General features: G+C 68.3%; 20 protein-coding genes. 10 read left to right on the top strand and 10 right to left on the bottom strand.

Annotated features, from left to right (window positions below; genetic code table 11):
- Window positions 1-2: 2 nt before the first annotated feature.
- Both RHOFW104R8_RS01405 and uvrA read right to left on the bottom strand, forming a co-directional pair.
- Window positions 3-464, bottom strand: a complete 462-nt coding sequence (locus RHOFW104R8_RS01405) for a thioesterase family protein (protein WP_082823478.1) — start codon at window positions 462-464, stop codon at window positions 3-5.
- Window positions 461-3424, bottom strand: a complete 2964-nt coding sequence (gene uvrA / locus RHOFW104R8_RS01410) for an excinuclease ABC subunit UvrA (RefSeq protein WP_068098589.1) — start codon at window positions 3422-3424, stop codon at window positions 461-463. The genes RHOFW104R8_RS01405 and uvrA overlap by 4 nt, the downstream gene beginning before the upstream one ends.
- Window positions 3425-3573: 149 nt before the next feature.
- Here uvrA and RHOFW104R8_RS01415 point away from each other — a divergent pair, with 149 nt between their 5' ends.
- From RHOFW104R8_RS01415 to RHOFW104R8_RS01440, 6 genes are all read left to right on the top strand, one after another.
- The gene (locus RHOFW104R8_RS01415; RefSeq protein WP_068095678.1) at window positions 3574-4206 is read left to right on the top strand and encodes a DUF2059 domain-containing protein; all 633 of its coding nucleotides are present in this window, start codon (window positions 3574-3576) and stop codon (window positions 4204-4206) included.
- A gap of 110 nt (window positions 4207-4316) precedes the next feature.
- Window positions 4317-4631 (top strand): 50S ribosomal protein L21, encoded by a 315-nt coding sequence (gene rplU / locus RHOFW104R8_RS01420; RefSeq protein ID WP_068095677.1) that lies wholly within the window; start codon window positions 4317-4319, stop codon window positions 4629-4631.
- Window positions 4632-4650: 19 nt separating this feature from the next.
- Window positions 4651-4908 (top strand): 50S ribosomal protein L27, encoded by a 258-nt coding sequence (gene rpmA / locus RHOFW104R8_RS01425; protein WP_068095676.1) that lies wholly within the window; start codon window positions 4651-4653, stop codon window positions 4906-4908.
- A 178-nt stretch (window positions 4909-5086) separates the two neighbouring features.
- Window positions 5087-6166 (top strand): Obg family GTPase CgtA, encoded by a 1080-nt coding sequence (cgtA, locus tag RHOFW104R8_RS01430; RefSeq protein WP_068095673.1) that lies wholly within the window; start codon window positions 5087-5089, stop codon window positions 6164-6166.
- 190 nt (window positions 6167-6356) lie between these two features.
- Window positions 6357-6680 carry a cupredoxin domain-containing protein gene (locus RHOFW104R8_RS01435; protein WP_068095672.1) on the top strand — a complete coding sequence of 108 codons (324 nt, stop codon included), beginning with the start codon at window positions 6357-6359 and terminating at the stop codon, window positions 6678-6680.
- A 4-nt stretch (window positions 6681-6684) separates the two neighbouring features.
- Window positions 6685-7485 carry an FTR1 family protein gene (locus RHOFW104R8_RS01440; RefSeq protein WP_068095671.1) on the top strand — a complete coding sequence of 267 codons (801 nt, stop codon included), beginning with the start codon at window positions 6685-6687 and terminating at the stop codon, window positions 7483-7485.
- Between the two features lies 1 nt (window position 7486).
- Here RHOFW104R8_RS01440 and RHOFW104R8_RS01445 read toward each other — a convergent pair whose 3' ends face one another.
- The 3 genes from RHOFW104R8_RS01445 to RHOFW104R8_RS01455 form a co-directional block, all read right to left on the bottom strand.
- Entirely contained in the window at window positions 7487-9094 is a 1608-nt protein-coding gene (locus RHOFW104R8_RS01445) for a carboxyl transferase domain-containing protein (RefSeq protein WP_068095669.1), read from the bottom strand.
- 154 nt (window positions 9095-9248) lie between these two features.
- Window positions 9249-9629, bottom strand: coding sequence for a hypothetical protein (locus tag RHOFW104R8_RS01450; protein ID WP_068095668.1), 381 nt, complete (start codon window positions 9627-9629; stop codon window positions 9249-9251).
- A gap of 162 nt (window positions 9630-9791) precedes the next feature.
- Complete coding sequence (locus RHOFW104R8_RS01455) at window positions 9792-10976, bottom strand: acetyl-CoA C-acyltransferase (protein WP_068095667.1); 1185 nt, start codon at window positions 10974-10976, stop codon at window positions 9792-9794.
- Between the two features lie 225 nt (window positions 10977-11201).
- Here RHOFW104R8_RS01455 and RHOFW104R8_RS01460 point away from each other — a divergent pair, with 225 nt between their 5' ends.
- Window positions 11202-14021 (top strand): S8 family serine peptidase, encoded by a 2820-nt coding sequence (locus RHOFW104R8_RS01460; protein ID WP_068095681.1) that lies wholly within the window; start codon window positions 11202-11204, stop codon window positions 14019-14021.
- 24 nt (window positions 14022-14045) lie between these two features.
- On the opposite strand, the gene RHOFW104R8_RS01465 is transcribed toward RHOFW104R8_RS01460, so the two are convergent.
- Complete coding sequence (locus tag RHOFW104R8_RS01465) at window positions 14046-14438, bottom strand: DeoR/GlpR family DNA-binding transcription regulator (protein WP_235604217.1); 393 nt, start codon at window positions 14436-14438, stop codon at window positions 14046-14048.
- Here RHOFW104R8_RS01465 and RHOFW104R8_RS01470 point away from each other — a divergent pair.
- Window positions 14431-16155, top strand: a complete 1725-nt coding sequence (locus RHOFW104R8_RS01470) for a beta-galactosidase (protein ID WP_068095663.1) — start codon at window positions 14431-14433, stop codon at window positions 16153-16155. The two genes, RHOFW104R8_RS01465 and RHOFW104R8_RS01470, sit on opposite strands and share 8 nt — an antisense overlap.
- Before the next feature lie 7 nt (window positions 16156-16162).
- Here RHOFW104R8_RS01470 and RHOFW104R8_RS01475 read toward each other — a convergent pair whose 3' ends face one another.
- From RHOFW104R8_RS01475 to RHOFW104R8_RS01490, 4 genes are all read right to left on the bottom strand, one after another.
- Window positions 16163-17320 (bottom strand): isovaleryl-CoA dehydrogenase, encoded by a 1158-nt coding sequence (locus RHOFW104R8_RS01475; RefSeq protein ID WP_068095662.1) that lies wholly within the window; start codon window positions 17318-17320, stop codon window positions 16163-16165.
- A gap of 120 nt (window positions 17321-17440) precedes the next feature.
- Window positions 17441-18544, bottom strand: coding sequence for a Glu/Leu/Phe/Val dehydrogenase dimerization domain-containing protein (locus RHOFW104R8_RS01480; RefSeq protein WP_068095661.1), 1104 nt, complete (start codon window positions 18542-18544; stop codon window positions 17441-17443).
- Window positions 18545-18772: 228 nt separating this feature from the next.
- Entirely contained in the window at window positions 18773-19099 is a 327-nt protein-coding gene (locus RHOFW104R8_RS01485; protein ID WP_068095660.1) for a YXWGXW repeat-containing protein, read from the bottom strand.
- A gap of 72 nt (window positions 19100-19171) precedes the next feature.
- A complete protein-coding gene (locus RHOFW104R8_RS01490; protein WP_068095659.1) occupies window positions 19172-19969 on the bottom strand; it encodes a M48 family metallopeptidase in 798 nt (265 codons plus the stop codon).
- Window positions 19970-20078: 109 nt separating this feature from the next.
- Here RHOFW104R8_RS01490 and RHOFW104R8_RS01495 point away from each other — a divergent pair, with 109 nt between their 5' ends.
- Together RHOFW104R8_RS01495 and RHOFW104R8_RS01500 are read left to right on the top strand one after the other, a co-directional pair.
- Window positions 20079-20681 (top strand): TetR/AcrR family transcriptional regulator, encoded by a 603-nt coding sequence (locus RHOFW104R8_RS01495; RefSeq protein WP_068095657.1) that lies wholly within the window; start codon window positions 20079-20081, stop codon window positions 20679-20681.
- A gap of 27 nt (window positions 20682-20708) precedes the next feature.
- Complete coding sequence (locus tag RHOFW104R8_RS01500; protein ID WP_068095655.1) at window positions 20709-21626, top strand: alpha/beta hydrolase; 918 nt, start codon at window positions 20709-20711, stop codon at window positions 21624-21626.
- Window positions 21627-21716 lie beyond the last annotated feature (90 nt).

The following is a 21716-nucleotide window of genomic DNA, read 5'->3' on the forward strand; positions in this document are numbered from 1 at the left end:
CGCTACCCGACGGCGTTGCGGATCGCTTCGGGCAGCGGCACCGGCTTGCCGCTGGCCGGGTCCATCCACACCATCACCACGTGGCCGTCGCAGTACGGCCGGTCGGGGTGTTCGGCATCGATCACGCGGTGCGCGATCGTCATCGAGCTATTGCCCACGCGCTCGCAGTACAGCTGCACCTGCAACTGCGCGGGCCAGGCGATGGGGCGGCGGTAGTTGACCTGGCTGGCGGCCATCACCGGCATCGCGTGGTCGTCGAACCACGGCCCGGGCACGTGGCTCAGCCACTGCAGCCGTGCCTCTTCGAGGTAGGTGAGGTAGTTGGAGTTGTTGACGTGGTTGAACGCGTCGAGGTCGCGCCAGCGCACGCCGATCGAGGCGACGTACAGCGGCTTGCCGTTTTCGGTTTCCGGCGCGGTCGCGTTGGCGGCATCGGCCGCCCTGGTGGACTTGCGTGGACTCATGAAGTTTTCTTCTTCTTCCCGCGCATCGGCTTGTACTTGTCGGCCGAGGCGATGTGCTTGGTGGCGGCCTTGACGCGCTTGGCGGCGTCCGGCCGGGCGGGCCTGGCCGGTTTCAGGTGCGGCGCGAGGAAGTGGCCGGTATGCGAGCCGGGCGTGGCCGCCACCGTCTCCGGCGTGCCGGAAACCAGGATGCGGCCGCCGCCGGCGCCGCCCTCGGGGCCGAGGTCGACGATCCAGTCGGCGGTCTTGATCACGTCGAGGTTGTGCTCGATCACCACCACGGTGTTGCCCTGGTCGACCAGCTGGTGCAGCACGTCGAGCAGCTGCTCGATGTCGTGGAAGTGCAGGCCGGTGGTGGGCTCGTCGAGGATGTACAGGGTGTTGCCGGTGTCGCGCTTGGACAATTCCTTGGACAGCTTCACGCGCTGCGCCTCGCCGCCGGACAGCGTGGTCGCGCTCTGGCCGAGCTTGATGTAGTCGAGACCCACTGCACGCAAGGTGTCGAGCTTGCGCGCGATGGTCGGCACGTTCTCGAACAGCTTCAGCGCATCCTCCACCGTCATGTCGAGCACGTCGGCGATGGTGTGGCCCTTGTACAGGATCTCCAGCGTCTCGCGGTTGTAGCGCTTGCCGTGGCAGACGTCGCAGGGCACGTAGACGTCGGGCAGGAAATGCATCTCCACCTTCAGCATGCCGTCGCCCTCGCAGGCCTCGCAGCGGCCGCCGCGCACGTTGAAGCTGAAGCGGCCCGCGGTATAGCCGCGCGAACGCGCTTCCGGCACCTGCGCGAACATCTCGCGCAGCGGGGTGAACAGGCCGGTGTAGGTGGCGGGGTTGGAGCGCGGCGTGCGGCCGATCGGCGACTGGTCGATGTCGACCACCTTGTCGAACAGCTGCAGGCCTTCCGCCGCGGCGTACGGCGCCGGCTGCGCGCTGGCGCCGTTGAGTTCGACGGCGGCGAGGCGGAACAGCGTGTCGTTGACCAGGGTCGACTTGCCCGAGCCGGAGACGCCGGTGACGCAGGTGAACAGGCCGGCCGGGATCGCCAGGTCGACGTGCTTGAGGTTGTTGCCGCTGGCGCCTTTCAGGTGCAGCCACGAATCGTCGTCGATCGGCTGGCGGCGTTCCTTCGGCACCTCGATCGCGCGCACGCCGGACAGGAACTGGCCGGTGACCGAGCGCGGCGAGTCGAGCATGTCCTGCACGGTGCCCTGCGCCACCACCTCGCCGCCGTGCACGCCGGCGCCGGGGCCGATGTCGAGCACGTGGTCGGCCATGCGGATCGCGTCCTCGTCGTGCTCGACCACGATCACCGTGTTGCCGAGGTCGCGCAGGCGGGTCAGCGTGCCGAGCAGGCGCTCGTTGTCGCGCTGGTGCAGGCCGATCGATGGCTCGTCCAGCACGTACATCACGCCGACCAGGCCGGCGCCGATCTGCGAGGCGAGCCGGATGCGCTGCGCCTCGCCGCCGGAGAGCGAGTCGGCCTGGCGGTCCAGGGTGAGATAGTTCAGGCCCACGTCGTTGAGGAAGCTCAGCCGCTCGCGGATCTCCTTGACGATCTTCACCGCGATCTCGCCGCGCCAGCCGGTGAGTTTCAGCCCGTCGAAGAACGCCAGCGCGTCGTCGATCGAGCGGTGGGTGAGCGCGGGCAGCGCGTGGTCGGCGACGAACACGTTGCGCGCCGAGCGGTTCAGCCGCTGGCCTTCGCAGGCGGGGCAGGGCTGGTCGCTGATGTACTTGGCCAGCTCCTCGCGCACGGCGACCGATTCGGTTTCCTTGTAGCGCCGTTCCAGGTTCGGCAGGATGCCCTCGAACGGGTGCTCGCGGGTGACCTTGCCGCCGCGTTCGGTGATGTAGCGGAACGCGATCTGCTCCTTGCCGCTGCCGTACAGGATGGCCTTCTGCACGGCTGCGGGCAGCTTGTTCCACGGGGCGTCCACGTCGAAGCCGTAGTGCGCCGCCAGCGACAGGATCAGCTGGAAGTAGTGCGCGTTGCGCCGGTCCCAGCCGCGCACCGCGCCGCTGGCCAGCGACAGCTCCGGATGGCTGACCACGCGCGCCGGGTCGAACACCTGGGTCACGCCCAGGCCGTCGCAGGTGGGGCAGGCGCCCACCGGCGAGTTGAACGAGAACAGCCGCGGTTCCAGTTCCGGCAGCGAGTAGTCGCACACCGGGCAGGAGTAGCGCGAGGACAGCAGCTGCTCGGGCGCCTCCGGCGCGGCCGCTCCCGCGTTTCCGTGCGCGGCATCCATGTCGGCCAGGATCACCAGCCCGTCGCCGAGCCGCAGCGCGGTCTCGAACGACTCGGCCAGGCGCTGCTTGATGTCCTCGCGCGGGCGGAAGCGGTCGATCACCACCTCGATGGTGTGCTTCTGGCGCAGGGACAGCGGCGGCACCGCGTCCAGGTCGAACACGGTGCCGTCGACGCGTGCGCGCACGAAGCCCTGCGCACGCAACTGCTCGAACACCTGCACGTGCTCACCCTTGCGTTCGCGGACCACCGGCGCCAGCAGCATGTAGCGCCGCTCCGGGTCCAGCGCGAGGGTGGCGTCCACCATCTGGCTCACCGTCTGCGCCTCCAGCGGAATGCCGTGGTCGGGGCAGCGCGGCGTGCCGACGCGGGCGTACAGCAGGCGCAGGTAGTCGTACACCTCGGTGATCGTGCCGACGGTGGAGCGCGGGTTGTGCGAGGTGGATTTCTGCTCGATCGAGATCGCCGGCGACAGGCCCTCGATGTGGTCGACGTCGGGCTTCTCCATCATCGACAGGAACTGTCGCGCGTAGGACGACAGCGATTCCACGTAGCGCCGCTGGCCTTCGGCGTAGATGGTGTCGAACGCCAGCGAGGATTTGCCCGAGCCGGACAGGCCGGTGATCACGATCAGCCGGTCGCGGGGAAGGTCGATGTCGATGTTCTTGAGGTTGTGCGTGCGCGCGCCGCGGATGCGAATGGTGTCCATGGACGCCGGATATGGGGGGGAACGTGCACTATACCAACCTGGGCAGGTCAGTTATTGCCGCTTCAGCCGGAAAGTTCCGATCGGCGGCAACGTATGGCCTAATGCACGGTTCCCCGGCCGCGAGGCCGCTTCGTCGGAGATCACCCCCCATGCGTAGCCGGATCCGGATCGGCGCCCTGCTGTGGTTGCTCGCTTTCTGCGGGTCGGCCGCGGCCGTCGTGGCGCCCAGCGAGCAGCAGGTACGCGACCTGTTCAAGGTGATGCGGGTGGAACAGACCCTCGGCCAGATGAACACGCAGATGGCCGCGCAGATGCGGCAGAAGCTTCCCTGCGTGCCGGCGGAATACTGGCAGGGGTTCATCGACGGCGACGGCACCAACGCCGTGGTGCAGCGCATGGTCCCGGTGTTCCAGCGCCATTTCAGCGGCGAGGAGATCGACGGGCTGCTCAAGTTCTACCGCTCGCCGCTGGGCCAGAAGGTGCTGACCGAAATGCCGGCGGCCATGGCCGAGGCGACCCAGGCCGGCCAGCAGTGGGGGCAGGAGCGCGCCCGCACGATGTTGCAGGAGCTGCAGAAGAAGGGCAGCCTCGATGCGCAGGGCCGCTGCCCGGCGGTGCCGGAGGCGGCTGACGAGGGCGAGGCCAGACCCGCGACCCGGCCGGCGAAGAAGCACGTCCGGCACAAGCCGGTGCACCATCACAAGCCGGCAGCCAAGCCCGAGCCCAAGTCGGCGGCACCGGTTCCGGCAAAGTCCGCGGCGCCGGCTGCAGCCCAGTCCTGACCGGCTGGTCAGGAATTGACCAGCGGTCCATGGCCTCGCTATACTTCTGCGTTCGTTCCGGCCGGTTCGGGGCGAAACACCCAAGAGAATAACGACAGAAGGGCATTTCCATGAGTTATGCAGTCATCAAGACCGGTGGCAAGCAGTACCGTGTGCAGCAGGGCGACGTGCTGCGCGTGGAGCTGTTGACCGCCGATGAAGGCGCCACCGTGAGCTTCGACCAGGTGCTGCTGGTCGGTTCCGGCGAGTCGGTCACCGTCGGTGCGCCGGTCGTCGCGGGCGCCACCGTCAGCGCCACCGTCCGCAAGCACGGACGCGCCGACAAGATCCGCATCATCAAGTTCCGCCGCCGCAAGCACTACAAGCGCCAGCAGGGCCATCGGCAGCATTTCACCGAAATCGAGATCACGGGCATCAACGCCTGAGCAACTGGAGCATTGAGTCATGGCACATAAAAAAGGCGTAGGTTCCAGCCGCAACGGTCGCGATTCGAACCCGAAGTACCTCGGCGTCAAGGTCTACGGTGGCCAGGCCATCGAGGCCGGCAACATCATCGTGCGCCAGCGCGGCACCCAGTTCCATCCGGGTACCGGCGTGGGCCTCGGCCGTGACCACACGCTGTTCGCGCTGGTCGACGGCAAGGTCGAGTTCAAGGTCGGCGGTGCCAAGAACCGCCGTTTCGTCAGCGTCGTGCAGGCATAAGCCTTCCGCGGTGCGGCAGCGAAGGCCCCGCTTCGGCGGGGCTTTTCGTTTGCGGCAGGGAATCGGGAATGGGGGAGCCGGGAATGGTAAAAAGCGGGGTTTCCGCAAGTCCCGTACCCTATCCTGATTGCCCGCTCTTCCTGTTCCCGATCCCCCATTCCCCACTCCCGGTCCTCTCATGAAATTCGTCGACGAAGCCCAAATCCGTGTCCAGGCCGGTGACGGCGGCAATGGCTGCATCAGCTTCCGCCGCGAGAAGTTCATCCCGTTCGGCGGTCCCGACGGCGGCGACGGCGGCTTCGGCGGCTCGGTCTGGCTGGTGGCCGACGAGGGCCTCAACACCTTGATCGACTTCCGCCACCAGCGCAGCTTCAAGGCGCAGCGCGGCGAGAACGGCATGGGCAGCCAGATGTACGGCAAGGGCGGCGAGGACACCACGATCCGGGTGCCGGTGGGGACCATGGTCACCAACGTCGACACCGACGAGGTGATCGGCGACCTCACCGCCCACGGCCAGCGCATGCTGGTGGCGCAGGGCGGCAAGGGCGGACTGGGCAACATCCACTTCAAGAGTTCGGTGAACCGCGCGCCGCGCAAGGCCACGCCGGGCACGCCGGGCGAGGTGCGCGAGCTGAAGCTCGAACTGCGCCTGCTGGCCGACGTCGGCCTGCTCGGTTTCCCCAATGCCGGCAAGTCCACTTTCATCCGCGCGGTGTCGGCGGCGACGCCGCGGGTGGCCGACTACCCGTTCACCACGCTGCATCCGAACCTGGGCGTGGTCAGCCTGGGCACCGACCAGAGCTTCGTGATCGCCGACATCCCCGGCTTGATCGAAGGCGCTTCCGAAGGCGCCGGGCTGGGCATCCAGTTCCTGCGCCATGTGGCGCGCACCAGCCTGCTGCTGCATATCGTCGACATCGCGCCGATCGACGGCTCCGACGTGGCCGGCCAGGTGCGCGCGATCGAGCAGGAACTGGAGAAGTTCAACCCGGAACTGCTGGAGCGCCCGCGCTGGCTGGTGCTGAACAAGGCCGACATGCTGGCCGGGGACGAGCGCCAGGCCGTGGCGGAAAAGATCGTCGCCGAGCTGGGCTGGACCCGGCCGTGGTTCCTGGTTTCGGCGATCGCGCGCGAGGGCACCATGGCCGTGTGCCAGCAGGTGCAGCGCTTCTTCGAGTCGCAGCGCCAGGCCAGCGCGGAGCGCACCGGCATGCCGCCGAACGATGTGCGCCTGCGCGGCGAGGAACCGCAGGACTAGCCTGCTGTCCCGGCGCCGGCCGGCAATGGCCGCCGGCGCTGATCCCGGTCATGGGGCGGGTGGCCGGCGGCTGCCAGAATGGCCCCGCGGCATGTTGCCGGGCGATCGGCGGCATGCGCCGCCAGTGGGGCGGCTTGCCTTCCATATATGAGAATGACTATTATTCAGTAACGAGTCACCGGATCGGCCCATGAAACACCTGCTGCTTGCCCTCGCCATGCTGCTGCCGTTGCTGGCGAGCGCGACCGACGCGCCCAGCTACACCTTGACCCTGAAGGATCATCGCTACCAGCCCAGCGAGCTGCGCGTGCCTGCGGGAACCCGGGTCAAGCTGGAGCTGGTCAACCGGGATTCCTCGCCGGAGGAGTTCGAGAGCGACGACTTCCCGGCCGAGAAGATCGTGATGCCGAACAGTTCGACCAGCCTGTTCATCGGTCCGTTCAAGCCGGGGCGCTACCGCTTCTACGGTGATTTCCATCAGCCCACGGCGCAGGGCGTGTTGATCGTGGAGTAGGCGTATGTGGGCAGTGGCCTTGCTGGTGTTCAGGGAAGTGCTGGAGGCGGCGCTGATCGTCAGCGTGGTGGCGGCGGCCACCCGCGGCGTGTCGCGGCGCGGCTGGTTCGTGGGCGGCGGGATCACGCTGGGGGTTTGCGGCGCGCTGCTGGTGGCGCTGTCGGCCGACCTGCTGGCTGCGGCCTTCAGCGGCGCCGGGCAGGAACTGTTCAATGCCGCCGTGCTGCTGGCCGCGGTGCTGATGATCGGCTGGCACGTGCTGTGGATGTCGAGCCACGGCCGCGAACTGAGCCGGCAGATGCGCGAGCTGGGCAGTGCGGTGCACAGCGGCGCCAGCTCGCTGGGGTTGCTGCTGGCGGTGGTGGCGCTGGCGGTGCTGCGCGAGGGCTCGGAGGTGGTGCTGTTCCTGTACGGCATGCGCGCCGGCGGTGCGGAACACCTGGTGGCGGGCCTGGCGATCGGCGTGGTGGCCGGCGCGGCGTTGGGCTTCGCGCTGTACGCGGGCCTGCTGCGCATCCCGATGCGGCATTTCTTCGGCGTCACCAACGCCATGCTGGTGCTGCTTGCCGCGGGGCTGGCCTCGACGGCCGCGCGCTACCTGATCCAGGCCGACCTGCTGCCGGCGTGGGGCAACCAGCTGTGGGACAGCTCGTGGCTGCTCGGCAACCGCTCGCTGCTGGGGCAGACCGCGCACGTGCTGGTCGGCTACGACGCGCAGCCGGCGGGCATGCAGATGGTGTTCTACGCGCTGACCCTGCTGGCGCTGTGGGCCGGCGCGCGGCTGGGCACCGGCAGGGCGCGCTGAACTACATGCGGAACACGCCGTAGCGCTGCGGCTCGATCGGGGCGTTGAGCGAGGCGGAGATCGCCAGGCCGAGCACGCGGCGGGTATCCACCGGGTCGATGATGCCGTCGTCCCACAGCCGCGCGCTGGCGTAGTACGGATGGCCCTGGCGCTCGTACTGCTCGCGGATCGGCGCCTTGAAGGCTTCCTCGTCCTCCGCGCTCCATGATTTGCCGGCGGCCTCGATGCCGTCGCGCTTCACCGTGGCCAGCACTGACGCGGCCTGCTCGCCGCCCATCACGCTGATGCGCGCGTTCGGCCACATCCACAGGAAGCGCGCGCCATAGGCACGGCCGCACATCGCGTAGTTGCCGGCGCCGAAACTGCCGCCGATCACCACGGTGAACTTCGGCACGTGCGAGCAGGCCACCGCGGTGACCATCTTGGCACCGTCTTTGGCGATGCCGGCCTGCTCGTACTTCTTGCCGACCATGAAGCCGGTGATGTTCTGCAGGAACACCAGCGGCACGTTGCGCTGGTTGCACAGCTCGATGAAGTGCGCGCCCTTGAGCGCGCTTTCGGCGAACAGGATGCCGTTGTTGGCGACGATGCCCACCGGGTAGCCGTGGATGTGCGCGAAGCCGCAGACCAGGGTCTTGCCGTAGCGCGCCTTGAATTCGTGAAATTCCGAGCCGTCGACGATGCGCGCGATCACCTCGCGGATGTCGAACGGGCGGCGGGTATCCGGCGGGATCACGCCGTAGAGCTCCTCGGCAGGGTACTTCGGCTCGACCGGCGCGCGCAGCGCCAGCGGCATGTCCTTGCGGCGATTGAGGCTGGCCACGATGTCGCGGGCGATCGACAGCGCGTGCGCGTCGTTCTCGGCGTAGTGGTCGGCCACGCCGGAGATCGACGTGTGCACGTCCGCGCCGCCCAGCGTCTCGGCGTCCACCACCTCGCCGGTGGCGGCCTTCACCAGCGGCGGGCCGCCGAGGAAAATCGTGCCCTGTTCGCGCACGATGATGGTCTCGTCGCTCATTGCGGGCACGTAGGCGCCGCCGGCGGTGCACGAGCCCATCACCACCGCGATCTGCGGGATGTTGAGCGATGACATCCGTGCCTGGTTGTAGAAGATGCGGCCGAAATGCTCCTTGTCCGGAAACACCTCGTCCTGCAACGGCAGGAAAGCACCCCCGGAGTCGACCAGGTAGATGCAGGGCAGGCGGTTTTCCAGCGCCACTTCCTGGGCGCGCAGGTGCTTCTTCACCGTGATCGGGAAATAGGTGCCGCCCTTGACCGTGGCGTCGTTGGCAACCACCACCACCTCGGCGCCGTTGACCCGGCCGATGCCGGTGATCAGGCCGGCGGCGGGCGCGGCGCCGTCGTACATGCCATGGGCGGCGAGCGGCGACAGCTCCAGGAACGGCGAGCCGGGATCGAGCAGGGCACGGATGCGCTCGCGCGGCAGAAGTTTGCCGCGGGCAACATGTTTCTCGCGGGCCTTCGCGCCGCCGCCCTCCGCGCTGCGCGCCAGTTCGCGCTGCAGATCGTCCACCACGGCGCGCAGCTGGTGGCTGCCGGCCTGGAATTCGGCGGAACGCGGATCGATCTGCGATGCAATGACGCTCATGGATGCGGGCTCACGGATAGGCTGCCATCAAGGCCGAGCCACGGATGATAGCGGGCGTCGGCCGGCGGCCAAAATCAGCGGACGAAACGGCGATATGTGGGCGAAAAAAAACGGCCGCGCGAGGCGGCCGTTTTTTCTGGAAGCCAGCAGGGAATCAATGCCCCTTCATGGCGTCCTTGGCTTTGTCAGCCGCGTCCTTGGCAGCACCGGCGGCGTCCTTGGCAGCACCGGCAGCGTCCTTGGCAGCGTCGGCGGCCTTGGCGGCTGCGTCGACTGCGGCTGCCGGAGCGGCAGCGGTGGAGGCCGGAGCCGCCGCCGGAGCGGTGGAGGCCGGAGCCGCAGCCGGAGCGGCAGCGGTGGAAGCCGGAGCTGCCGCCGGAGCCGGAGCCGCCGCAGCCTTCTGCGCCGTATCGGCAGCCTGCTGGGCGGTATCGGCCGACTTCTGTGCGTCTTGCGCGGAATCCTGCGCGCCGTTGCTGCATGCCGCCAACAGCGCGACGAGCGCGGCGGCGAGTAGGGTACGCGTAAACTTCATGGTGGATCTCCTTTGCCGTGGAATGCCGTTTGGCCGTGTATTAATAGCGCTTTCGCGGAAATTGCGCCACATCTTTATGACGACGTTTCAGGACACATTAAAAACTGATTTATCCGGCCGTCATCTGAATATCATGCGCCGGTCATGCCGGCGCCGTGCGCATCAGTCGATGCGCTCCACCGCGATCGCCGTCGCCTCGCCGCCGCCGATGCACAGGGAGGCCACGCCGCGCTTGAGGCCGCGCGTCTTCAGGGCGTTGAGCAGGGTCACCACCAGGCGCGCGCCGCTGGCGCCGATCGGGTGGCCGAGCGCGCAGGCGCCGCCGTTGACGTTGAGCTTGTCGTGCGGGATGCCGAGTTCCTTCATCGGCGCCATCGCCACTACCGCGAACGCCTCGTTGACCTCGAACAGGTCGACGTCGGCGACCTTCCAGCCGGCCTTGTCCAGCACCTTCTGGATGGCGCTGACCGGCGCGGTGGTGAACCACTCCGGCTCCTGCGAGTGGGTGGCGTGCGCCACGATGCGCGCCAGCGGCTTCAGGCCGCGCTTGGCCGCGTCGTCGGCCGACAGCAGCACCACGGCAGCGGCACCGTCGGAGATGCTGGACGAACTGGCCGCGGTGATCGTGCCGTTCTCCTTGCGGAAGGCCGGCTTCAACGAGGGCACCTTGGCGATGTCGGAGCGGCCGGGCTGCTCGTCGGTGTCGACCACCACGTCGCCCTTGCGGCCGCTCACCGTGACCGGAACGATCTCGCCGGCGAAGGCGCCGTTCTGCTGCGCCGCCTGGGCGCGCTTGACCGACTCGATCGCGAACGCGTCCTGCTGTTCGCGGGTGAAGTGGTACTTGTCGGCGCACAGTTCGCCGAACACGCCCATCGCCTTGCCGTCGTACGGGTTGGTCAGGCCGTCCCAGGCCATGTGGTCGACCAGCTGGCCGTCGCCGTAGCGGATACCGGTACGCGCCTGCACCATGTGCGGCGCATTGGTCATCGACTCCATCCCGCCGGCGACCACCACGGCCGCCGAGCCGGCCTTGATCAGGTCATGGCCCAGCATGATCGCCTTCATGCCCGAGCCGCACACCTTGTTGATCGTGGTGCAGCCGGTGCTGGCCGGCAGCCCGGCGCCGAGCGAGGCCTGACGCGCCGGCGCCTGGCCCAGGTTGGCGGGCAACACGCAGCCCATGATCACCTCGCCGACGTCGGCGGGAGCCACGCCCGACTGTTCCAGCACCGCGCGGATCGCGGCGGCACCGAGCTTCGGGGTGGGCACGCCGGTGAACTGGCCGAGAAAGGAGCCGATGGCGGTGCGCTTGGCACCGACGATGACGACACTGACATCCGACATGGATAACTCCGCTTGCAAGACTTGAGGGGCGCGAACGCCTGGCAGGAAACCTTCGGATTATCGCAGCCCGCCGCGAGGCTCGGCAAACCGCGGCAATATCCTTTCCACGTAGCAACTTGCGTGCTGTTTCATTGGGATTTCGTTGTGCCAAGATGACAAGGGGGACCGGTCGCCGCGCATTGGCCGCGCCGGCGAGACAAGTGTGGAGAGGGGGTGGGGAGCATGATGAAAACGTTCGATCGGGGTTGGCGGCGCCGCGAGCTGGCGTGGCTGGTGGCCGTGGCGCTGGGCCTGAGTGCCTGCGGAGGTGGCGGCGGCAGCAAGCCCACGCCGCCCCCGGCCACGCCCGCGGCGCCCCCGCCCCCGCCCACGACCCCCCAGCCGCCGCTGGACGCCCAGCTCGCGCTCACCAGCACCTACGCCGCGCATGCCCAGGGCTATACCGGCGCCGGCGTGACCATCGGCGTGGTCGACAGCGGCATCATGCGCAGCAATCCCACGGTGGCCGGGCGGGTCACCCACGAACTGATCTACGTCGATCCCACGATCAACAACACGGCGATCGACGACGTGGTCGGCCACGGCACCTGGGTTGCGGGGATTGCCGCCGGCCAGCCGTTCGCGAAGTTCCCCGGCGGCATCGCGCCCAGTGCCAGCCTGGTGTCGGCGCGCATCATCAGCGACGTCGCGCCGAAGGACGACGGCTCGGGCAAAGGCAATCCGGTCACGGCTGCCGACGCGACGTTCTTCGCCCAGACCCTCAATCCCGCCCTGATCAACGCCGGCGTGCAGGTGATGAACAATTCCTGGGGCGGCATCTACTGGGATACCACCAACGCCTCGATCAACCAGGCGTTCGCCGCCGCCTACGATCCGTTCGTGCTGCAGCGTGGCGGCCTGGTCGTGTTCGCGGCCGGCAACGATTCGAAGACCGCTCCCAGCAACATCGCGGCGCTGCCCAGTCTGGCGCCGGAACTGGAGAAAGGCTGGCTGGTCGCGGTTGCGGTCAACAGCAACAGCCCGACCCAGCTGGAAGGCTATTCCAACCAGTGCGGTGTCGCGATGAACTACTGCCTGGCCGCGCCGGGCGACGTGATCGTGCTGGACAAGAGCGCCACCGCCAGCACCACCAGCCCAAGCTATTACATCGTGGAGGGCACCTCGTTTGCCGCGCCGCAGGTATCGGGTGCGGCGGCGCTGGTGTGGCAGGCCTATCCGTATTTCAGCAACGACCTGGTGCGTCAGACGCTGCTGGGCACCGCCGACCCGCTCGGCGGCCCGCAACCGAACCCGACCTTCGGTTACGGCGAGCTGGATGTCGGCAGGGCGGTCAACGGGCCCATGCAATTCAACTGGGGCGACGTCACGGTCAGCTTCAGCGGCAGCTCCAGCTGGAACAACCCGATTTCCGGTGCCGGCGGCCTGATCAAGCAGGGCGCCGGCACGCTCAACCTGACGCAGCCGTCGAGCTACACCGGCCTGACCCAGGTGCAGGGCGGCACGCTGACCGCGAAATCGCTGGCGTCCAGCATCAGCATCAGCGCCGGCGCCACGGTGAGCGGCACCCAGGCCATCGGCGGCAGCGTGACCAATGCCGGCGTGCTCGGCGTCGGCGGCAGCAATGTCACGGTGGGCGGCAACTACACGCAGCAGGGCAACGGCCGGCTGGCGGTGTCGCTGGGTTCGGCGCTGAATGTCGCCGGCACGGCCCACCTGGGCGGCGGCGACCTGTTCGTGACGGGCACGAACCCGGGCTACGTGGTCAGTTCGCACACGAACGTGCTCAGCGCCGGCGGCGGCCTGAGCGGCACCTTCAGCGCCTTGAACACGGCCCCCAATGTCCTGCTCGCCGCATCGCTCGGCTATGACGCGAACAACGCCTGGCTCAATGTGCAGCAGGTGCAGGTCACCGCGGTGCAGGGGATGGCGTACAACGCCGCCTCGTTCGGCGCCGCGCAGCGTGTGCAGGGCGCGTTCGGGCTGATCGACACCCAGCTCGCGCCAAGCGGGCCGTCGGGCACGACCGCTCCGGTCAGTGCCGGTTTCATCCAAAGTGCGGCCAGCCTGCAGCAGTCGGCCAGCGTCGCTGCCTTGAGCCGTTCGCTGGAAAGCCTGTCCGGCCAGCTGCATGCGGCCAGCGCGGCGATGACGTTCGAGGCGATCGACGCCGGCACGCGCGCGCTGTCCGGACGCTTCGACCAGCTGATCGACGCGCCGCAGGCCGGCAGCTGGGCGCAGAACCTCGGCTACCACGGCGACATGTCGCGCCAGGGCTACGGCGACATCGGCTACGACCTCGGCGGCACCCTGGTCGGCGCGGACCGGCGCGTCGGCGGCAGCGGTTTCGTCGGCTACGCGCTGAGCCAGAGCCAAAGCCTGGGACGGCTGGCCGAGAGCGCGGACCAGGGCCGCAGCCACGCGCTGGAAGGCATGCTGTACGGCGGTGTGGTGCGCGGCGCGTGGTACGGCATGGGCCGCTTCGGCCTCGGCCGCTACCGCGAGTTGATGCGCCGCCAGCTGTTGCTGGGCAGCGAGGCCAGCAACGTGGGGAGCAGCGACGACGGCCGCTATGGCGTGGCCTACGGCGAGAGCGGCTATCGCCTCGACCTCGGCAGCACCCGACTCACGCCGTACGTGAACGTGCAGTACGCGCAGATCCGCCGCGACGGCTTCGTCGAGCGGGGCGGCTACGGTTTCGGCCTGAAGTCCGCCGCGCAGATCACTGCCCGCTGGCAGGCCGGCGCGGGCCTGCGCGCCAGCCGTGACTGGACGCTGGCCGGCGGCAGCCATCTTGCGCTGCAGGCGCACGCGCTGTGGCAGCGCTCGTTCGGCCTGCGTGGCGAGGTGGTGGATGCCAGCTTCAGCGGTCTCGACCAGTATGCGCCGGTGGGCGGCATCGGCCTGTCGCGCTACGGTGGCGTGCTCGGCGGCACGCTGGACTGGCAGCTCACGCCGCGCGCCGGCATGCAGTTCGGCTACGACCGCTACCTCGGCCAACGCGGCCAGGCGCAGACGGCCACGGCAAACTTCAGCTGGGCGTTCTGAACCCTCGCCCGGGCGGGAAGAACGTCAGACCAGCACGACCTGCACGCCGGCAGCGCGCAGCGCCTCGACGGTCTCGGCCGGGGCGCTGCTGTCGCTGATCACGATGTCGAGGTTCTGCACCGGCGTGATCACCGACAGGCTGCGCTGGCCCAGCTTGCTGGCGTCGAGCACGGCAATGGTCTGGCGCGAGACGCGGATCATCAGTGCATTCAGCGCCGCCTCCAGCGGGTCGGGCGTGGTCACGCCCACCTCGGGATCGAGTCCGTCCACGCCGAGGAACAACCGGTCGGCGGAGAGCTTCGCCAGCGCCTGTTCGGCATCTGGGCCGACCAGCGAGTACGACGTCTGCCACAGCAGGCCGCCCAGCATCATCACGCGGATCTGCGGCAATCCCGACAATTCCATCGCGATGTTCATGCTCGACGGCCAGCCACTGCAGATCCGCAGCGGCGAGATGCATCCGGCGCGGATCCCGGCTGAGTACTGGCTGCATCGCATCCGCATGGCGAAGGCGATGGGCCTCAACACGATCTCCATCTACCTGATGTGGAACCATCTGGAACGCGAGCCGGGTGAATTCGACTTGCGCACCGGCAACCGGGATTTCGTTCGCTTCATTCGCCTATGCCAGAGCGAGGGCATGTGGGCCTATCTGCGGCCCGGCCCGTATATCTGCGGCGAATGGGATTACGGCGGTCTACCGCCGTACCTGCTGCGCAAGCCGGATATCCGCGTGCGGGACAAGGATGACATCGACTACATGGCGGCCGTGCGCCGCTACATCGGCACGATTGCGTCGCAGATCGCCCCGTTGATGGCATGCAACGGCGGCCCGGTGCTGATGCTGCAAGTGGAGAACGAATACGCCTCGTTTGGCCACGACCTGGGTTATCTGAAGCAGTTGCGGGCGCTGTGGGAGGCGCATGGCATCCATGGTCCGTTCACGATTTCGGATGGCCTCGCGCAGATCAAACAACAGCAAACCTATCTGCCCGGTGCGGCGCTGGGCCTGGATGGCGATACGGATTTCGCCGCGGCGCAGTCGATCGCCGGCGATGCGCCGGTGTGGGTGGGCGAGGGTTATCCGGGCTGGCTCACGCACTGGGGTGACAAGGATTTCCAGCGCGGCGATTACGCCGCGACGCTGCGCGGGCTGATGCAGCAGGGGCATTCGTTCAATCTGTATGTCGTGCACGGCGGTACCAACTTCGGGTTCACCGCTGGCGCCAATGCGAAGGGCGACTACTCGCAATTCGAGCCAGTGATCACCAGCTACGACTACGGCGCGCCGATCAACGAGCGCGGCGAGGCCACACCCGACTATCACGTCTTCCGCAAGCTGTTTGCCACGCACGCGCAGCGACCATTGCCGGACGTGCCGGCATCACAGCCGGCGATCCGTTTTGCGCCGGTGATGCCGCTGGCGCACGCCTCACTATGGGACAACCTGCCGCCAGCCACGGCGGTGCGGACGCCGCAAGCCAACGAGTTGCTGTTTGCACAGGATCACGGCCTGGTGCTGTACCGCCGGGAGATCCATGGCGGCAGTGGCGCCCTGACGATCGACGGCGTGCGCGATTACGCCACGGTGTTCAGCGATGGCATCTACATCGATGCGGTGTCGCGCGTGGAGCACCCGCGGCTGCGTAAAGGCAATCGGGTCGCTCTTCCATCGGGTGTTGCTGCCAATCCTGCCTTGATCGACATCCTTGTCGACAGTTTTGGCTACGTCGGCTACGGCCAGGCGATGGCCGACCGCAAGGGGATCGTCGGCAGTATTCGCCTCGACGGAGAGGTGCTGGAAAACTGGGATGTCTGCAGCTTGCCGCTGGATGGCGCCTTCATCCGTCAGCTGAAGCCGGTGGTGAACACGCCGTCGCGCGCGGGAATATTCTTCAAGGCCATTGTCCGCCTCAACCGGCTCGGCGACAGTTATATCGACATGACTGGGTGGACCAAGGGCTATCTGTGGGTCAATGGTCAACTGCTCGGTCGCTACTGGAACCTTGGTCCGCAGCAACGCTTGTACTGTCCTGCTTCATGGTTCCGGCACGGCGACAACGAGTTGCCGATCTTCGATCTGCATCAGACCGTCGCCGCGCCGATTCATGGCGCGACGACGCTGCATGCGTAGCTTGGAGTCAGGCCTTGCCGTGGAACAGCTCGCGGCCGATCAGCATGCGGCGGATCTCGTTGGTGCCGGCGCCGATCTCGTACAGCTTGGCGTCGCGCAGCAGCCGACCGGCGGGGAATTCGTTGATGTAGCCGTTGCCGCCCAGCGACTGGATCGCCTCCAGCGCCACCTGCACCGCGTTGACCGAGGCGTTGAGCAGGCAGGCGGCCGGGTCGATGCGCGACTTCACCCCGGCATCGAACTGCTGCGCCACCATGTAGGCGAAGCCGCGCGAACTCTGCAGCGCGGTGTACATGTCGGCGACCTTGGCCTGCATGATCTCGAACGTGCCGATCGGCGCGTTGAACTGCTTGCGCTCGCGCACGTAGGGCAGCGTGATGTCGAGCGCCGCCTGCATCAGGCCGATCGGCCCGCCGGACAGCACCAGCCGTTCGGTGTCCAGCCCGTTCATCAGCACGCGCACGCCCTCGTTCACCTCGCCGACAATGTTCTCGGCCGGGATTTCGCAGTTGTCGAACACCAGCTCGCAGGTGTTCGAGCCGCGCATGCCGAGCTTGTCCAGCTTCTGCGCCGTGCTGAAACCCTTCATGCCCTTCTCGACGATGAACGCGGTCATGCAGCGGCTGCCGGCGGTGCGCGGCGCGGTGCGCATGTAGACCAGCAGCACGTCGGCGTCGGGGCCGTTGGTGATCCACATCTTATTGCCGTTGGCGACCCACACGTCGCCGCGCAGCTCGGCTTTGCACCTCATCGAGCCGACCACGTCGGAACCGGCGCCCGGCTCGCTCATCGCTAGCGCGCCGACGTGCTCGCCGCTGCACAGCTTCGGCAGGTATTTCCGGCGCTGCGCCTCGTTGCCGTTGTGGTGGATGTTGTTGAGGCACAGGTTGGAGTGCGCGCCGTAGGACAGGCCGACCGAGCCGGACGCGCGCGAGATCTCCTCCATCGCCACCATGTGCGCCAGGAAGCCCATCCCGGAGCCGCCGTATTCGGCCGGAATGGTCACGCCGAGCAGGCCCATCTCGCCGAACTTGCGCCACAGGTCGGCGGGGAACAGGTTGTCGCGGTCGATGCGGTCGGCGCGCGGGGCGATCTCCTTTTCCGCGAACGCATGCACGGACTCGCGCAGCAGGTCGATGTCTTCTCCGAGCGGGAACGGGCGCATCGCGGACTCCTTGGGTGTGCAGGGTGACGATTTTAGCCTACGGCTGCCGGCCTGCGGCGAACGCCTGGCAAAAGAAAAGCCGCCGATGGACTGGCGGCTTTCCGTGGGCTGGCGCGTCGCTTACTGGCCGCGCATGCGGCCCTGGAAGCGGGTGCCGCCGTTGCCCATGTGCGACAGCTTCAGCTTGCCGATCGCGCTGATGCGCTCCTCGGCCAGGCGGTCGGCCGCCTTGTAGGTCGGGATGTTCTCGGTCTTGGAGATCTCGAAGATGCGGCCCAGGTTGTAGTAGATCGTGCGCATCATGCGCATCGCGCGCTCGCGGTTGTAGCCGTCGATCTCCAGCGACACGTTCATCACGCCGCCGGCGTTCACCGCGTAGTCCGGCGCGTACAGCACGCCGCGGCGGTTCAGCTCGTCGCCGATCGCGTCGGTGGCCAGCTGGTTGTTGGCCGGGCCGCAGATGATCTTCGCCTTGATGCGGTCGATGGTCTGCTCGTTCAGCGTGCCGCCCAGTGCGCACGGCGAGTACACGTCGGCGTCGACGTCGTAGATCTCGTCCAGGCCCACCGCCTCGCAGCCCAGCTCGTCCACGCAGCGCTGCACCGCTTCCTTGTTGATGTCGGTGACGAACACCTTGGCGCCCTGTTCGCGCAGCAGCTTGATGAACTCGCCGCCGACGTGGCCGCAGCCCTGCACGGCGTAGCTGTACTTGCCCACGTCCTCGTTGCCGTGCTTGAACTGCAGCGCGGCCATCAGGCCCTGCAGCGAGCCGTAGGCGGTGAACGGCGACGGGTCGCCCGAGCCGCCGTGCACCTGGTGCACGCCGGTGACGTACTCGGTCTCGCGGAACACGTATTCCATGTCGTTGACGTCGATGCCGACGTCCTCGGCTGTGATGTAGCGGCCGTTCAACGAGTTGACGAAGCGGCCGAACGCGCGGAACAGCGCCTCGGACTTGTCCTTGCTCGGATCGCCGATGATCACTGCCTTGCCGCCGCCCAGGTTCAGGCCGGCCACGGCGTTCTTGAACGTCATGCCGCGCGACAGGCGCAGCACGTCGTTCACCGCCTCCTGCTCGGTCTTGTACGGCCACATGCGCAGACCGCCGAGCGCAGGGCCCAGCACCGTGTTGTGGATCGCGATGATGGCCTTCAGGCCGGCGTCCTTGTTGTGGCAGAAGACGACTTCTTCGTGACCCGTGTTGGCGATGGTTTCAAAGATCATTGGAACGGTGACTCCATGATTTACGGTGCCGGTGGGCATCTACAGAGGGTGGCGGAAAAGGCCGCGGGAATCCGCCGGAGGGTGATGAAAACGCCTGAAACTCATCGCCCCGACGGGAGCCGGGGCGATGAATCAAAGCGTCAAGTTTAGTACGTCGCCCCGGGCGGTCGTGACGCGGCGCAGCAAGCCGCAGGCGCATGGCGCACGGCCGGCGGCGGCGCGATCCGCTCAGCGGCGCCAGTAGCCGTCACGGAAGCGCCAGCCGTCGCGGCCGTGGACCCAACGCGCCGGCACGTAGCGATAACCACGATGGACGCGTACCCAATGCCCGCCGGCCCAGAGGTGGCGATGCCCGTCCCAGCGCCAGTAGCCGGGTGCCCAGACGTAGCCGCGTCGCGGCGGCGGCATGCGCTCGAAGCGCGGCGGCGGCGGCCCGACGCGCACGGCCACGCCCACGGAAACCTGCGCCGCGGCAGGTGGCGCATAGGCCATGCCGACCAAGGTCAGGCCGATCCCGGCGAACAGGGCCAGCTTGGGGAGCAGGGTATTTCTCATGGAGGTCTCCGTCTGCGCCGCGGCATGCGGCAGGCAGGACCGGAAACGACGGGCCGCGGGCCGGGCGGACGCTCACAGGCGGCAGTTCGGCGCGTGGCCGCTGGCGCGCGCCTGCTGGTACACCGGCATCAGCTGCTGCGCCTGCTTGTCCAGCGCCTGCGCACGGTTGCCGGAAGACGGGTGGGTGGACAGGAACGCCGGCGGCTTGCTGCCGCCCTGCGCGCCCATCTTGTCCCACAGCGTCACCGCTGCGCGCGGGTTGAAACCGGCCTGCGCCATGTAGCGCTGGCCCAGCGTGTCGGCCTCGCTCTCCTGGGTGCGCGAGAACGGCAGCAGGATGCCCACCTCCGCGCCCACGCCGAGCAGGGCCGCGGCGTTGCCGGCGTCGGTGCCGCGCGAACCGGCGTAGATCGTGCCGGCAGCCACCGCCGCCTGCGCCGCCATGTTGTCGGATACGCGCTCGGCGCCATGGCGCGACACCACGTGCGACAGCTCGTGGCCCAGCACCACGGCCAGCTGGTCCTGGTCGGTGGCGACCTTGAACATGCCCCGGTTCACGCCGATCCGGCCGCCGGGCAGGGCGAACGCGTTGGCCGTGTCGTCGCCGATGATCTGCACCTCCCACTGCTGGGTGTTCCACGGCGGCGGCAGCACCGCGATCAGCGCGTTGGACACGCAGGTGGCATAGGCGCGCTCGCGCGGCGCGTCGACGAACTTGCCCTGCTTGCGCATGTCGTTGAACGCGCTCAGGCCCATCTGGCTCATCTGGCTGTCCGACACCATCATCAACTGCGAGCGGCCGGTCGGCGAGGTGACGCAGGCGGCCAGCAGGGCGGTGGCGAGCGGGATGGTCAGGTTGCGGATTTTCATGCGGGGGATCCTCCTTGGCTGGCAGCGGCAAAGCATACCCGCAGGGTTTGCCTAGGCCGCGTGATCTTCCGCTTGATATAGAACGAACGATCGTGCTATTTTCGCCACCATGACGATCGCCACCCATCCCGGCAAGCGCGCGGCCACCCGCGACACCATCCTCGACCACGCCTACGCGCTGGCCTGCAACGACGGGCTGGAAGGCCTGTCGATCGGCACCCTGGCAGCCGACGTGGGCATGTCCAAGAGCGGCGTGTTCGCCCACTTCGGCTCGCGCGAGGAACTGCAGCTGGCCGTGCTCGAGGCGGGTGCGGCCCGTTTCATGGCCGGCGTGCTGTTGCCCGCGCTGAAGCAGCCGCGCGGCCTGCCGCGCCTGCGCGCGATCGTGGCGAACTGGTTCGACTGGGCGCAGCGCTTCCAGAGCGGCTGCGTGCTGCTCTCCGCCACCAGCGAGTACGACGGCCGCGACGGCGCGCTGCACGACGCCGTGGTGGCGCAGCAGGCCGGCTGGCGCCGTGAATTGCAAAAGGCGGTCACGCAGGCGGTGGGCGAGGGCCACCTGCGTGCCGACACCGATGCCGGCCAGCTCGCCTTCGAGATCTACGCCTTGCTGCTCGGCCTGCACCACGATGGCGGGCTGTTCGGCTACCCCGAAGCCCAGCGCCATGCCGCCGCCGCGTTCGAGCGCCTGTGGCGCAGCTGGCAACCCTGACCCCACTTGAGATCCGAGGAGCATCCCATGTCCCTGCATGCCGCTTCCGTTTCCACCCGCCTGCGCCTCGGCGCGCTGCGCGCCAGCTTCGTGCTGGGTGGCCGGCTGGCGCCCAAACACACCGCCGACCGCGCCGCGCGCCTGTTCGCCACGCCGTTCGCCAGCAGCCGCAGCCGTGCGCTGGCGGCGCCGGACGACACGGCGATGCAGCGCGGCGAACTGCGCATCGGCGGCGAGACCATCGCCACCTACGTCTGGGGCGATCCCGCCAGCCAGCCCTACGCGCTGCTGGCGCACGGCTGGTCCAGCTTCGGCCTGCGCTTCCTGCCGTGGGTGGAAGGCCTGTGCGCGCTGGGCTACGCGGTGGTGACGTTCGATCAGCCCGGCCACGGCCGCAGCAGCGGCCGGTTGTGCACGCTGCCCGAATTCACCGCCACCCTCCGTGCGGTGGGCCGCCATTACGGCGAGGCCGCGCTGGCGGTGGGGCATTCGCTGGGCGGCGCCGCGCTGACGCTGGCACAGGACGAGGACTGGCATGCGCGACGCCTGGTGCTGGTGGCGCCCGCCGCCGACATGGCCGACGCGGCCGGCCGCTACTTCCGCCTCGTGCGCCTGGGCGAACACCTGCGCGAGACCTTCTACGACTGGCTGCTGCGACGCACCGGCGTCTCGGTCGAGCAGTTGCAGGTGCATCGTCACCTGCCGGCGCTGGGCCTGCCCGCGCTGATCGTGCACGATCTCGACGACGAGGATGTACCGTGGGGCGAGGGCGAGCGCTACGCCCGCTGCTGGCCCGGTGCGCGGCTGTACACCACGCAGGGGCTGGGCCATCGCCGCGTGCTCGACGCGCCCGAGGTGATCGACGCCGCGCTTGCCTTCGCGCGCGGCGGGCCGGTGGGCGAGCGGGTGGTGGGTTCGCCCAACCTGCCGTACGGCGTGGCCTGAGGCGGCGCGCAAAGGCCGCGCGCGGACATTCATGCCCGTATGTCGCGGCGCACCAGCGTTTGTGCACTGCATCGCACTAGAATTGGCGGG

This window comes from Rhodanobacter sp. FW104-R8, from assembly GCF_001617365.1.
GTDB lineage: Bacteria > Pseudomonadota > Gammaproteobacteria > Xanthomonadales > Rhodanobacteraceae > Rhodanobacter.

Bases quoted from the DNA above. Each gene is read 5' to 3' on its own strand.
- RHOFW104R8_RS01405 (WP_082823478.1), bottom strand. From the start codon at position 464: ATGAGTCCACGCAAGTCCACCAGGGCGGCCGATGCCGCCAACGCGACC.
- uvrA (WP_068098589.1), bottom strand. From the start codon at position 3,424: ATGGACACCATTCGCATCCGCGGCGCGCGCACGCACAACCTCAAGAAC.
- RHOFW104R8_RS01415 (WP_068095678.1), top strand. From the start codon at position 3,574: ATGCGTAGCCGGATCCGGATCGGCGCCCTGCTGTGGTTGCTCGCTTTC.
- rplU (WP_068095677.1), top strand. From the start codon at position 4,317: ATGAGTTATGCAGTCATCAAGACCGGTGGCAAGCAGTACCGTGTGCAG.
- rpmA (WP_068095676.1), top strand. From the start codon at position 4,651: ATGGCACATAAAAAAGGCGTAGGTTCCAGCCGCAACGGTCGCGATTCG.
- cgtA (WP_068095673.1), top strand. From the start codon at position 5,087: ATGAAATTCGTCGACGAAGCCCAAATCCGTGTCCAGGCCGGTGACGGC.
- RHOFW104R8_RS01435 (WP_068095672.1), top strand. From the start codon at position 6,357: ATGAAACACCTGCTGCTTGCCCTCGCCATGCTGCTGCCGTTGCTGGCG.
- RHOFW104R8_RS01440 (WP_068095671.1), top strand. From the start codon at position 6,685: ATGTGGGCAGTGGCCTTGCTGGTGTTCAGGGAAGTGCTGGAGGCGGCG.
- RHOFW104R8_RS01445 (WP_068095669.1), bottom strand. From the start codon at position 9,094: ATGAGCGTCATTGCATCGCAGATCGATCCGCGTTCCGCCGAATTCCAG.
- RHOFW104R8_RS01450 (WP_068095668.1), bottom strand. From the start codon at position 9,629: ATGAAGTTTACGCGTACCCTACTCGCCGCCGCGCTCGTCGCGCTGTTG.
- RHOFW104R8_RS01455 (WP_068095667.1), bottom strand. From the start codon at position 10,976: ATGTCGGATGTCAGTGTCGTCATCGTCGGTGCCAAGCGCACCGCCATC.
- RHOFW104R8_RS01460 (WP_068095681.1), top strand. From the start codon at position 11,202: ATGAAAACGTTCGATCGGGGTTGGCGGCGCCGCGAGCTGGCGTGGCTG.
- RHOFW104R8_RS01470 (WP_068095663.1), top strand. From the start codon at position 14,431: ATGTTCATGCTCGACGGCCAGCCACTGCAGATCCGCAGCGGCGAGATG.
- RHOFW104R8_RS01465 (WP_235604217.1), bottom strand. From the start codon at position 14,438: ATGAACATCGCGATGGAATTGTCGGGATTGCCGCAGATCCGCGTGATG.
- RHOFW104R8_RS01475 (WP_068095662.1), bottom strand. From the start codon at position 17,320: ATGCGCCCGTTCCCGCTCGGAGAAGACATCGACCTGCTGCGCGAGTCC.
- RHOFW104R8_RS01480 (WP_068095661.1), bottom strand. From the start codon at position 18,544: ATGATCTTTGAAACCATCGCCAACACGGGTCACGAAGAAGTCGTCTTC.
- RHOFW104R8_RS01485 (WP_068095660.1), bottom strand. From the start codon at position 19,099: ATGAGAAATACCCTGCTCCCCAAGCTGGCCCTGTTCGCCGGGATCGGC.
- RHOFW104R8_RS01490 (WP_068095659.1), bottom strand. From the start codon at position 19,969: ATGAAAATCCGCAACCTGACCATCCCGCTCGCCACCGCCCTGCTGGCC.
- RHOFW104R8_RS01495 (WP_068095657.1), top strand. From the start codon at position 20,079: ATGACGATCGCCACCCATCCCGGCAAGCGCGCGGCCACCCGCGACACC.
- RHOFW104R8_RS01500 (WP_068095655.1), top strand. From the start codon at position 20,709: ATGTCCCTGCATGCCGCTTCCGTTTCCACCCGCCTGCGCCTCGGCGCG.